Here is a 12420-nt window from a genome sequence, read left to right on the forward strand (position 1 = left end):
TTTGCACCTCTTATTTAAATTTTTCGCAAATATGGTGAATGAGACCTACACATCAGGGCATAAAAAATGACGCTGACCACGATGGCCAGCGCAGCAACTTATTTGCGAGGCGAATTGAACATTTTCAGCAGATCAGGCAAACTTTTGGGAATTCGGTCGTTCATGATGGCCTTAACGATAAACTCCTCTTTGTCCTTGGAGACCGGGATATTAACCATGCGGGATATTTTGGCAATCAGTTTGCGAATTGTTTTTTCATCTTTTAAATTTGCTTTTTGTAACGAATTAGCCAGTTTAATGATCTCGCCCATATCCACATTGGTTTGTTGTTCAATATTGTCAAAAAGCGGGTTTTTTCTTTTCATCTGTTTCTCCTCCCTTCTCCATGATGTCCTTAAACATAAAACCCCTTGTACTAACAGTTTATGAAGCAGAACAAAAATGGAAAGGGAGGCAAATATGGATTTATACTAATTTTCTTTACTGAATAGGTCACACTCTACGCTCCACCGTTCCACCGGCGAATGACGTTGAAGGGTAAAGATAAGTTCCCTTGTTTCTTTGCCACGGTCCTTCCAGTACAATTGGACCTTGACAGGGATTTGCATGAACAGCAGGTCATGCGCAGGTTCTTCTGTCAATGTGGAAATCTTGGTCACGTAATGGAGCTCTGTCAATGTGTTACGGATGGCAGCCTTATCATCTTTTAATACTGATGGAAGTAACTGCTTGAGTAAGTACTCATCCTGCTGGTTAAGAGCCAGGATAAAAATATCCACCAGTTCGTATGGATCGGCCTTGTCCAAGTAATCCGCCAAATGTCCGGCCGCTTTATGAACCATAACCTGGTGAGTGGGATCTACCCGTTTAGTGCGGTGTGTTGTGCTGCCCAAAAAGTGAATGCAAAAGTGGCCTGGGAAGCCATTTTTTAAGGCGCCTCTGCCATGCGGCATTCCATGCATGGATGCTGCAATAAAGCGGTTATTGATTTTAACAAGGATTGCCCTTCTTTTCCAGCTCCACTTTCCCTGATAAATCTCTCTCATTATCTTGGTATCGTGATAAGTGAGGGGTTGTACGTCTGCATGTCGGCTTCCTGCCCGGCGCTGAGCCCGGAAGCGCAACCCTGTATCGAGATCAATAATGTCAAATACCGCTTTGCGGGGGAGCAAAGATTGTACCTCTTCCCACATGAGCGGTTCGCCGTAATGTTTTTGGCTTAATAAATGGATATAAGAATGCAGCAGTTTGCGGGTCTCAGTACTAACCTGCAGTAGTTGGTGACCTGTGACGTCAAAGACGTAGCCTTGCTCATCAGCCAGGTAATGGGTTGTTTTCCCATCAGCGTAAAGGGTAAGGTAAGCTGCCGGGAGGTCACAGGTTCGTAAAGCACGCTGAAAGGAGCGGTTCCGAAAACGATCAACCCAACGGGGGTGCTCGATGATAAGGGCCGTGGAAAAGTGTGCAGTAGGGGAAGACTTGACAGTAATGGTTAAATAAGAATTTGCAACAGGATCAGCATGAGAGACTGCTTGAGTGATGGAGGGAGATCCACACAGTCCTAACACAAGCAGGCAGCAACTCCAGATGACGGCGTGACGAATCATGATGTTCACTCTCTTCACCTTACATCGATGGGTTTAAAGTTAATCTCATTTTAAGATAGGGTTCCATATTGGTTCCAGGATTATTCCAAAAAAACGCCCATCTTATGTGGGCGTTCCGTTCCTGATTAACGTGTTATTAGCGGTGTAAGATTGAACTCACCTTTTTACCCAGCAGGTAAGCGGCAAAGGCATAAGCCTCAAGCTGATCCCTCACTTTGGCCATACCGAGGGGAGGATCGATCACCTGCAGCTGATAAGGTTTCGCTTCAAGTTTATCATAGAAGGCTCTGCGCAAGAAGGAGCTTGTCTCATTTAACCCATGCTTGCCTCTGTACATCACCTCATAAAAGGAGATGAAGCCGTGCATCACACCTCTGTAACGCATTGCCTCCACGGTTACCCCGAACTCGGACAGACGCTCAGCATAAGCTTCTCCCTCGTCGCGGAGAGGGTCAAATTCAGCCGTGATGATCAATGCTGGAGGCAAACCGGAAAGATCTTCAGCATGGAGGGGCGATGTATAGGGACTGAACCACATCACTTCTTGCGGCGTGTATTTTTCACGGGCCAAATACATCACCTGGCGTGACAGCAAAAAATAGCCGCTGTCATAAAATTCCCGTGAAGGAAGAGATACTTCCTGGAATGTGGTCACCGGATACAGCAAAACCTGCGCTTTCAGTTCAGGCCCCTGCCTGTCACGGGACATGGCGGCCACAACAGTGGCGATATTGCCGCCCGCACTGTCTCCTGCCACGGCGATGCGGTTCGGATCCCCGTTAAGTTCCTCCGCTTTTTCCACTGCCCACAGAAGAGCTTCATAGCTGTCTTCGATGGCTGTCGGGAACGTATAACTGGGAGCCACCCGGTATCCCACCGAAATGACAACGCTTTGGGTCTGGACGGCAAGTGAACGGGTAACATTTTCGTGGGTGTCAATACTGCCGTAACCTTCAAGGAAAGCGCCCCCGTGATAATACAGAATCATAGGATAGGGCCCTTCTCCAGAGGGACGGTGAATACGCACGGGAATGGTTGTCCCATCTGAAACAGGAATCTGTTGATCAAATTTGTCTAACATTGAACTCCCTTTATTGGCCAGTATGCGGGGAGGACTCATATCAAGCGTCACCAAATTGTGATTGATGGCATGCAATATCACAGCGGTTTTGGGCGGCAGCTTGCCTTGTTCCGTTGACGCCCAATACTGGACAAAACCAATGATAGTCAACAAGACAACAACAGCAACAAGAACGATACCGATACATAATTTTTTGATAATTGCAAACAATTTCAGGTTAAGCTGTCAACTGGTTGGACAGCGTTGCCCTCCTCTCGCTGTTAAACTCAGATGTTGTCAGGCTGACTGCAGCCCTATTTCCTTGGTATTAATATTATATCAAAATAACAACACTTGTTACGGATTAATTTTGTCCAATCATTTCCATCTAAGCTCAGCTGTAACCCATTATAACAAATAAAAAAGCCCCACTAAGAATCGTGGGGACATGCAAACTTAAAAAACGTCATGTCACAAGCCGGCTGAACGCTGCAAGCGCTTGGCTATTTCAATGAAGTCTTCTTTAGAAATACCAGGAGCAAATTCTTCTGGCAATGCTTCAAGATCAGGGATCGGTGCTCCTTCAGGTGTCCCTTGAATCACTTCTAATGGTTTGCCATCGAGGGGATGTTTCCCTTTCCAGATCAGGGCAATATCCTTATAATCCGTATCACTGAACGTATATAAACGGCGGTGAACCCCTTGCTCTTCATATTTTCGTGCTGTTTCAAACACACGATTCTCCAGATTAGGGATGGGGAGCATTCTAGTCATATCGACACCGGTGATGATTTCAATCGCTTTGGCATAGGCCATAATATGAACACCGCCGCGTACAAGCAGATAACCAATCAACTCCCGTGCCACCGGGTGATCCGTCATTTCATATACCCGCATTTTGTGGGTTCGGGCACCGCATTCTAGGAAGAAATTGTGCAGCAGATCCAGCAAAAGGTTGCCGCTGTTAAAAACATAATCCCCATTCCAAGCTTTTCCCATTGAATCACCAGGAAGGGCCGTTTGGGCATTGACAATAAAGTGATAGGTGTTACGTTTGTCAACAGCGTTACGCATCGGCGCAATATCTGGATCGCCAGGAAAAGTGGTTCCGGTCAGCATCAGGTTGATTGTATAAGAAACCAGCTCCACATGGCCCACTTCTTCCGCCGTAATACTGGCCACCAAATCATAAAAAGGTCTCAACTTCTTTTTTTGCCTGAAATTGAAAGACTGAAATAAATAATTGTTCAGGGTGGACATCTCACCAAACCGTCCGCCTAACAGTTCCTGTACTGCTGCGGCAGCGTTTGCATCGGGATGGTCAGGAACAGGCAGTTCAATCGCGAGCTTGTTAATGCGTTTAAACATGGTGATCCCTCCCATAATCACTCACACTTACAGTAATTATGATTATGAGCGGTCAAGTTTGTCTGATGCCAACAATTAATTATGTTTCTGCTGTCATTGTATGTTGGGATTGATGGTAATCTTGCCGAAAAGCCACCTGGGGCATAACCCAAACAATCTGCTGTGTGCGAATAAAGAACAATGTATGGTGGACATTAAGGGTAACATGATCGGGCTTTACATCGGTGACGATGCCCCTGACGGAACCCTGTGTGGTTTGAACAACCACGCGATGCCCAACCAAGGATTGCAAAACTTGATAAACATAGGGGTCCGCAGACGGAAGCATTGGAGAGATTCCAGTATAGTGATGACCCATGTAATCGTATGGATACGCCATAAGTAACGCCTCCTGTCTCTTTATCCTCCGTAACTCACCTTTAGTCTATGATCATAGGGGCGGGCGAGTGCATAAAAACCAGGCCAAATATAGACCTGGTTTCAATTACATTGACTATTTTTTGTCTGCAATGAATTTGGCATATTCCAAAAGATAAAGTGACGATCTCCGGACTGCTTGTATGTCATATGCTTTGCGCAATGAAACTTTTCTTGAGCGTGAATTACATTCAATAAACCACAATTTTCCGTTTTTATCTAGCCCAAGGTCGATCCCAATCTCCCCCGAGGGACCATATACCTTTTCAACCGCTTGATAAATTTTAACCAGGCATTGAGTGACCTCTCTTTTCAGTGCTAACAATGCTGGTTTGGAATAGCCCAATCTTTTTTTGAAGAAATATTCAAATGGAAAACTGGAGCCGTGCGTGCTAATTGGTGAATCTTTTCTGCCAAGGCGTACGGTAATCCCTACGATCTCAAGCTTACCCTTGCCGTTTCTTTGTACCTCCGCTCTGACATCAGCGATTCTGTTTTTGTATTCGATCAAGTCAAGCCCTTGTTGCACAATAACCTTGCGCCCTTTATAGGCCTCACGGATTTGTTCAGCCAGTTCTGCCAGGGTTTTACCCCGGCGGATCACTGTTTGCCTTGCAAAGGACCGGGTTTCAAAGTTGTCCTGTCCCAGCTTGGTTATGCGCATCACACCTCTGCCCCGGCCTCCCCGGCGCGGTTTAACATAAATGCTATCATAGCGATCCAACATTTTTTTCAGATCATCCTGATCTTTAAAAAGGATGGCTTTTGGTACATAGGAACTGACTGAGGAGTCTTGGGACAAATGCTGATACACGTCCCACTTATTAAAGCCTTCAAGGTAATTGAGTGGCTTAATCCCATACTCATTTATCTTTTGGCGCAATTTAACATACTTGGGTCTATTCAGGCTGTCTGTTCTCCGGTATAAAACATCTGGGAATGGAAAATAGCGCTGTTTCCATTTTCCTTCTTCCGCGTCGAAATAGGTGCCTTTGATTTTGTCAAGTTCATCATCCACATCCCTCTGGCAAAAGAAATATAAAGTGGTCTGTGCTGTCAAATTGGCCTTTGACAGTTCAACATACTTGTAATGGGGTTTTTGTTTATTTAGCTTTTTGATTTGTTTTGGAAAAACAAAAACACCAACAATTGGTTTGTTTAAAGGCCCGAACGTTCCATCTACGCTCATATTATTGTCACTTCCTAACAACAGATAATTAAAACATACGAACTGCTCACACTTGATTGCACGTTACCTTATTATACGGGCATTACACTCTCCAAGATTGTACCTTAGTCCCTATAAAACAAAAAAACACAGCTGTGATAGCTGTGTCACAACTTATCGGCGCCGTATCTTTTTCTTGGCCTCAAGCAGACGAGTGAATGGATCACTTTCAGCTGAAGCGGATTGGGATTGTTCAGCAGCTGGCTGTGTCCCTTTAGACGTCATTGGGTTCTGCTCAGCCTTGGCAAGTCCGCCTCTGCTTATTAAGGGAGCAGATATATTGGCCGGGCGGGCAGATGAGTTGGAGACAGGCGCATGCCACGTTGCTTCTGGCTTCCTGCGCAACTTGGTCCCTAGCTTTTCAACCAAGTGCAGGGAAAAATGAAGTCTGCGCAAGGCAATATCGATGGGCCATAATATTGCAGCCAGGATGAGCAAGAATGTGGAGATATCTTGAGACTCCCATTTCAGAGGCAAATCTCCTCGAAAGACCTCTTCCCCTGAGGCAATGAGCCGTCCGTCCGCCGCTTCAACCCAGGTGCGCAATTGCTGCTCCCCATGATCAAACAAGCGGTACTCCGGAGAGTAGGACACGGACAGTCCGGCCGTTTCGCTGGCCACAATGTGCTCCCCTTCCCGCTGGAGAATATGAATCAGATAGGTGCCTGTTTCTGAGGCATCAAAGGCAGCTTGCAGCTGACCAGGTGCAACGGGTTTGAGCGGAACAGCCTGTCTCTTCAAGCTGTCGTCAATCACAACGGCCTCAAGCTCACCGGGCATGGCCCTATCACTCGGAAGGGAGACGGTGATTTTTGCCGTCAGGCCTTCTACCTTTGTTTCGATAGTCCAACCACCGGGTGTGGCTTGAGGTAATGTCCACTGTACCAGCTCGTTCCAAAAGGATGGCAGCCCCGTCCAATTCACCCATTGCGGTGCCCACTGACCTTCCCAATCACTGGTCCACGCCACTGCCCTGCCCAATCCATATTGCCAGCGGGACAAGACTGGGTCGCCGTCTGTGCTGGTGAGGACAACTTCAGCGGTTTGCTTCGGGGTGGCGGCAATGTACGCTGCTAGAGAAGGAACATCGCCTGACAAACTTGCCCAGTCAAATCCTCCCGTTTGCAGCGGAATATGGGTTTTCTCAACAATAAATGTGCGGTTGGCCAACGCAGTTTCTGTTGTAAACACCCGGGGTAAGCTTTCCGGGTCAGTGACAAAGTAATGCCGGCCCCCGCCTGCTTCGGCAATCTGTTCCAACAGCTGAATGTCGGCATCAGCACCCACAGCCACAGTAGAGACTGTAATACCCAGTTCTTTCATCGCCGCCAGCAGTCCGACATAATCATCGTCCCGTCCGGAATGGCCATCTGTCAGTAAAATGATGTGTTTGCGCTGGGTCAGAGTATCTTTGATGGTATGAAATGCATACTCCAGTGCAGCGAAGATGTCTGTGCCTCCGTCAGCATAAATACTGCGGATTTGATCTTGTACAGTCGCTAAATCGGTTGCCTGTTGCATCTCAACGACTTCCCAGGGGGCACTGTCAAAAGCCACGACCCCAATTTGGTCTTTCTCTGACAACATTTCAGTGGCCCTGACCGCCCCCTCCTTGGCCAGTTCCATGCGGGTCAGGCCGGCAAAGCCATCCTGCATGCTTCCAGATTTATCAATGACCAGACTGAGAGCTAAAGAGGGCAGTTTCTCCTTTGACTTCAGATCCATGTCTACAGGCAGCGCTTCTTCAATGGGAGTGGAAAACCATCCGCCCAGCCCAAAGCTGTTGGAACCTCCAGTCTTGACCAAACCGATACCCAAATCACGCACAGCGGTACGGATGCGCTCCATATCCGCCGGTGTCAGTGAACGGGCTTCTACATCAGCCAGGATAAGCGTAGCATATTGCTTTAAATCCTCCAATTGCTGCGGGATCTGGCTGGCAAGACGCACCTCCGTTTCATAATCACCCGCTTGCAGGATTTGAACGACATTGTGCGCAGCTCCCTGGTGGCCTTCCAACACCAAGATCCGGGGTTTTCCGCCCACCTGAGTAAAGGCAAAAGCCTGGTTATTGGCTGCAATGGTATCTTGTTCGGCCTCTAGTTCGGCCCGGTAGCGTTGGAAACCTTCTCCTCCAGCTTTAAGCTGGAAGGCAAAGCGGTTGATCCCATGATCAATGTCCACTTCCTGCTCGGCGACCAGGCTTGACCTTTCATACAAACGGAGTGTGCCTTTCGTCGTTACCGTGCTTTCTGCCTCAACTGTGACAGTAAATGTTTCGTTCAAATGCAGGCGGTCAGGCAAGTGCAGCGCAGAAAGCAAAACTTCCTCCTCTATGTCCTGCTGCAGGTACATCGCTTCAACCACAATGCCCCTTTCTTTGGCCCACTGAATCTCCTGAGTAACGTCGCCGTGCGTTTCTAACCCATCAGTGACCAGCACAATCTTGCCCCGGTCCTGACTGCCGATAAGCCCTGAAGCAAGCCGGACACCCTCCGCCAAGTTGGTGGCATGGGGGTTGATGACAGCTCCCAATGGAGCAAGTTCCTGACGATTGGTCAGCGGCTGTTCAATCACAGCTTCCTGGCCAACGGAAACGATAGCAAACTGGTCCTCTTCCTGCTTATTGTCCACAGCTTCTTGTAAAAAAGTAAAGATGCGCTCCTCATTTGGCATGGAGGCCGAACGGTCGACGACAAATACCACTGTTTCACCTGAAACGGGAAATAAAACATGGAGTCCGGACAATACGCTAATAAGCAAGGTAAACAAAACGAGACGCGTGAGCAGGATCATATACTTTTTTGGACCTTGCACCCTGGTTTGTGTTTTCCACCACCAAGTCAGCAAAAGCAGAACGGGGATAAACAACAGCAGATACAGCGCGGAATGGACACTAATAGCCACGCACATACACCCCCCATTCTAAACAGGCCAACAGTAAAGCAGCCAGAACCACCCAAAAAACAAGGGGCTGGTAGCGGATCTGACTATAGGGTTCATGGTTATCTTCCACAGTTTCCCCTTCCCCAGACGCATCGCCTTCCCTTTTCTCGGACTCAAGCTCCCCATTTTCGTTTGCCAGAGAGGTGGCATCCTGTGTGACGTAAAGCGTTTGGGGGGCAATATTGGATTCACTGTCCGGCAGCTTCACACTAAAGTGCCGTACGTTGCGTTGCCCGTCTTTTTCCTCTTCCACGGTGTACAGGCCAAGCAGTTCGGGGATCTGCACCACCACAGGATCGATGTGATCCGGCAGTGTGGTTCTGGATCCATCGGGGCCGGTCAGCGTTCTGTTTTCTGAACCGGCTACAAACGGAATCACGGTCTGTTCCCCTGGATAACTGTCAGCAATAGGCAAGGATTGCACAGGGGACAGCCAGGTTAATATATTGGTGATCAATATGGGAAAAGATGGCCGCAAGGGAAGATCGGACTTGGTTAAATCAAAACCTAGCACAACCACCCGCTTGTGATTAATCTCCCCGGCAGATAACAGTTGAAGATCTCCCGCTTGCACCAGGTTTTGCTGGAGTCCATTGAGCGCTATTGAACGGGCATCACTGATGTACACATCCTGCCAATGGACATGGTTCAGGATGTCATGGTCAGGGTGAAGGATGTTTAACTCAGCGCTCAGCGTTTGGGCTTCGCTCACAGAGAGCCATGAGGACTCTTCAGCAGGATTGATCAAGAAGAGATGCCCCTCAGGCAGCACGTCAGGCACCACTTCATCAAAGATCCAAATGTCATATCCCTGGAGATCCTCAGGAGGTGCCGACAGTTTATCAAGCTGAATGTGGGGATGGAGACTGAGCGCTTGGATCACAAAATAGTTGGGCTGTGGGGAGACCAAGGCCACGCGAATCTCTTGCTGCCGAAAAGGAATGCTCCACAATTGATTATCCGCTTCCAGTGCATCCTGATCAGCCTCTACCACGGCGTGGTACAGGGGTGACGGGGGCAAGGAGGGAAGATGCAATGTATAGCTCTCCTGCCCTTCAACCGTAAATGGAAAAACACCAATCTGTTGCCCGGCCGCATCAAACAGCATCACTTTTCCCTCTATGGTTTGGTGTCCGTGATGATCAATGCGGATTAAACCTTCTATCTTCCCTTCCCGCTCCTGCGTGACGAAGGTGCCCAAAGCCACATTTTCACTCTCTTTTCCAACTGGGATATGCTGAAACCGGTTGGGGTCAAAGGTGAACATATGGCGGTCGTTCATCAAACTATTGTTTCCCAAGCTGTTGCTTCCGTCCCCAATCCAGATCAGCGCAGTGTCCGGCTCTTGCTCTGCCATCGCTTTGGCCAGGCTAAAGGCAGCGCTGTAGTTACTTGTGCCAGGACGGGGCTTTAATTCCTTCAATTTCTGCAAAATTTCGTCAGGATCCTCGGCGCGGGAAAGGTGAACCACTGGCTCCCTCCCTGCTTCGATCAAGGTAAGTGTGTGTGCGGCACTTACGCCTTCAGCCAGCCCTTGCACGGCCTCCGTAGCCTTCTCAAAACGCGTGGTCTCTCCCTCCCTGGTCAACATACTGCCTGAAGAATCAAGGACGACGATGGTATGGGGAGCCAAGACCTCTCCCTTGGGAATAGCAGGTTTTAATAGGGCTAAAATTAACAGCATAGCTACAAACAGTTGCAAAAAAAGCAATATATTTTGCTTTAGCTTTTGCCAGGGGCGGCTGGCCTGCTGATGCTGTAAGACGCGTTCCCACAATAAGGTGCTGGATACTTCCACATTCTCGTATTTCCGCTTCAGCAAATACAGGAGGAGAATGATCGGGATCAATGCCACTGCCCACAAGTGTTGAAGTCCAAGCCACTGCATAGGTTCCCCTCCTTTCAGCCTAACATCCCTGCTGATTTGAACACGCGGTAAATGGTATGTTCGAGGGAATGTTCCGTGTGAACATCCACATATAACATGTCGCGTTTGAAAGCAAAGGCAGCGATCTCCTGTTGAAACAGACTGACTGCCTCTTTATACCGGCCTAGGACCCGCGGGTTTAAGCTGATTTCCTTTCCCTCTCCCGTTTCACTGTCGATCAGCCGCCAATCCCCCTCAAGGCCGGGGTTCCGCTCGTGTTGTGAGAGCAGGTGAACAAGAATCACTTCTTGACGGGCTGCTTGGATAAAGCGGATACCCTCTTCATAACCGTTCGGAAATAAAAAATCTGAGAAAATAATGGCAAGGCCTGGCTGGCCATGAACCGCCCGGCCATCAGCAAGGGCTGTGTTCAAATTCCCTTCCTGTGCCGGATTTAAGGACTGCAAAAACTGAAACAACTCCCTGACCTGTCCTTTACCTGTCAGGTTGCGCTGTTTGGCTTTAATTTGCTGATCAAAAGCATAGACGGACACGCGGTCAAAATGGTGGAGAGACAAATAGCCAATCGCAGCACATAATTCCACTGCACGCTGAAACTTGTGCGGGCGGCCAAAGGCCATGGACCGGCTGCTGTCAATATACAATGAAATGTGCAGCTCTTGCTCATCCAGGTATGTTTTTAAGAACAGCTTGCCCAGCCGGCCGTAAGCATGCCAGTCCAGACGGCGAATATCATCACCAGGCGTATAAGAACGGTAATCGGCAAACTCGACTGACTGGCCTAACAAGCGGGAACGTCTTTTTCCAGCCCACCTGCCGCTCACCATTTTCCTGCTCAGCACCTTCATCTGCTCCAAGCGTCGCAAAAAGTCTGGATCAAGAACAGGCGCTTCATTCATTCTGTTTTCACCGCTTCAATGATGTCGGTGATGAGCTGGTCCGTACGCACCCCATTGGCTTCCCCCTCAAAATTAAGCAACAGGCGGTGACGCAGGGCAGGCCAGGCGACTGTCCGAATGTCGGCGTAGGCAACATGCAGACGCCCGTCACAAAAAGCGCGAACTTTGCCCAGTTTAATCAGGGCTTGCAACCCCCTTGGTCCGGCCCCAGCCCGCACATACTGCTGTACGGATGGGACCGGGGTTAAGTCAGGGTGGGTGGCTATGACCATTTTGACGGCATAATCAAGTACTTCATCGGCCACAAGGATGTCGTTCACCGCCCGTTGAATCTCTAGAATCGTGTCTCCGCTGGTGATCCGGGAGACTTCCGGATTTCTGCCCATCGTTGTTCGCCTGATAATCTCCTTCAGCTCCTCTGCAGCCGGAAAAGGGACATCAATTTTGAGCAAGAAACGGTCCAGTTGAGCTTCTGGCAAAGGATACGTGCCTTCCTGTTCCAGAGGATTTTGAGTGGCCAACACAAAAAAAGGCTCAGGCAGGTTCCTTGTTTGCCCGGCGATGGAAACGGTACGCTCTTGCATCGCTTCCAAAAGGGCACTCTGGGTCTTGGGTGTGGCTCGGTTGATTTCATCGGCCAAGACAATGTGAGCGAAGACAGGTCCCGGTTGAAACTTGAAGTACTGCTGCCCCTCCTTATTCACTTGAATGATGTTCGTGCCCACAATATCGGCAGGCATCAGATCGGGGGTAAATTGAATGCGTTTAAAAGAGATATCAAATGTTTGAGACAACGTGCGGACCAGAAGCGTCTTTCCCAGGCCAGGCACCCCCTCAAACAAGGCATGCCCCCCGCTGAACACCGCCCACAATAAGTGTTCAATCACGTCCTTTTGACCAACAATTACTTTTCCGATTTCCTGACGAACCTGGTCAATGATGGATCTGTACTCTCCAAAATAAGCCGTCGTTGTTTCCGCTTGCATATTTAACGCCTTCCTTTGATT

General features: G+C 48.8%; 10 protein-coding genes. All 10 read right to left on the reverse strand.

Annotation, left to right across the window (positions count from 1 at the left end; translation table 11 throughout):
• Nucleotides 1-98: 98 nt before the first annotated feature.
• Nucleotides 99-365: a stage VI sporulation protein F gene (locus J2S00_RS01065; RefSeq protein WP_307334591.1), complete on the reverse strand. Its 267-nt coding sequence runs from the start codon at nt 363-365 to the stop codon at nt 99-101.
• Nucleotides 366-470: 105 nt separating this feature from the next.
• Entirely contained in the window at nt 471-1616 is a 1146-nt protein-coding gene (locus tag J2S00_RS01070) for a hypothetical protein (RefSeq protein ID WP_370875804.1), read from the reverse strand.
• Nucleotides 1617-1743: 127 nt separating this feature from the next.
• Complete coding sequence (locus J2S00_RS01075) at nt 1744-2898, reverse strand: alpha/beta hydrolase (protein WP_307334593.1); 1155 nt, start codon at nt 2896-2898, stop codon at nt 1744-1746.
• 240 nt (nt 2899-3138) lie between these two features.
• Entirely contained in the window at nt 3139-4035 is an 897-nt protein-coding gene (locus J2S00_RS01080) for a manganese catalase family protein (protein WP_307334594.1), read from the reverse strand.
• Nucleotides 4036-4114: 79 nt separating this feature from the next.
• Nucleotides 4115-4414, reverse strand: a complete 300-nt coding sequence (locus J2S00_RS01085; protein ID WP_307334597.1) for a YuzF family protein — start codon at nt 4412-4414, stop codon at nt 4115-4117.
• Between the two features lie 114 nt (nt 4415-4528).
• On the reverse strand, nt 4529-5641 hold the full coding sequence (locus tag J2S00_RS01090; protein ID WP_307334599.1) for a YheC/YheD family endospore coat-associated protein: 1113 nt from the start codon (nt 5639-5641) through the stop codon (nt 4529-4531).
• Nucleotides 5642-5794: 153 nt separating this feature from the next.
• On the reverse strand, nt 5795-8587 hold the full coding sequence (locus J2S00_RS01095; RefSeq protein WP_307334601.1) for a VWA domain-containing protein: 2793 nt from the start codon (nt 8585-8587) through the stop codon (nt 5795-5797).
• The gene (locus J2S00_RS01100; protein ID WP_307334604.1) at nt 8577-10514 is read right to left on the reverse strand and encodes a vWA domain-containing protein; all 1938 of its coding nucleotides are present in this window, start codon (nt 10512-10514) and stop codon (nt 8577-8579) included. The genes J2S00_RS01095 and J2S00_RS01100 overlap by 11 nt, the downstream gene beginning before the upstream one ends.
• 14 nt (nt 10515-10528) lie before the next feature.
• Entirely contained in the window at nt 10529-11413 is an 885-nt protein-coding gene (locus tag J2S00_RS01105; RefSeq protein WP_307334606.1) for a DUF58 domain-containing protein, read from the reverse strand.
• A complete protein-coding gene (locus tag J2S00_RS01110) occupies nt 11410-12399 on the reverse strand; it encodes an AAA family ATPase (protein ID WP_307334607.1) in 990 nt (329 codons plus the stop codon). Before J2S00_RS01110 ends, J2S00_RS01105 begins: the two co-directional genes overlap by 4 nt.
• Nucleotides 12400-12420: the final 21 nt, after the last annotated feature.

Source organism: Caldalkalibacillus uzonensis (assembly GCF_030814135.1).
Classification (GTDB): Bacteria; Bacillota; Bacilli; order Caldalkalibacillales; family Caldalkalibacillaceae; genus Caldalkalibacillus; species Caldalkalibacillus uzonensis.

Excerpts from the sequence above, each read along its gene's own strand:
- J2S00_RS01065 (WP_307334591.1), bottom strand. The coding sequence starts at position 365 with ATGAAAAGAAAAAACCCGCTTTTTGACAATATTGAACAACAAACCAAT.
- J2S00_RS01080 (WP_307334594.1), bottom strand. The coding sequence starts at position 4,035 with ATGTTTAAACGCATTAACAAGCTCGCGATTGAACTGCCTGTTCCTGAC.
- J2S00_RS01085 (WP_307334597.1), bottom strand. The coding sequence starts at position 4,414 with ATGGCGTATCCATACGATTACATGGGTCATCACTATACTGGAATCTCT.
- J2S00_RS01090 (WP_307334599.1), bottom strand. The coding sequence starts at position 5,641 with ATGAGCGTAGATGGAACGTTCGGGCCTTTAAACAAACCAATTGTTGGT.
- J2S00_RS01100 (WP_307334604.1), bottom strand. The coding sequence starts at position 10,514 with ATGCAGTGGCTTGGACTTCAACACTTGTGGGCAGTGGCATTGATCCCG.
- J2S00_RS01105 (WP_307334606.1), bottom strand. The coding sequence starts at position 11,413 with ATGAATGAAGCGCCTGTTCTTGATCCAGACTTTTTGCGACGCTTGGAG.
- J2S00_RS01110 (WP_307334607.1), bottom strand. The coding sequence starts at position 12,399 with ATGCAAGCGGAAACAACGACGGCTTATTTTGGAGAGTACAGATCCATC.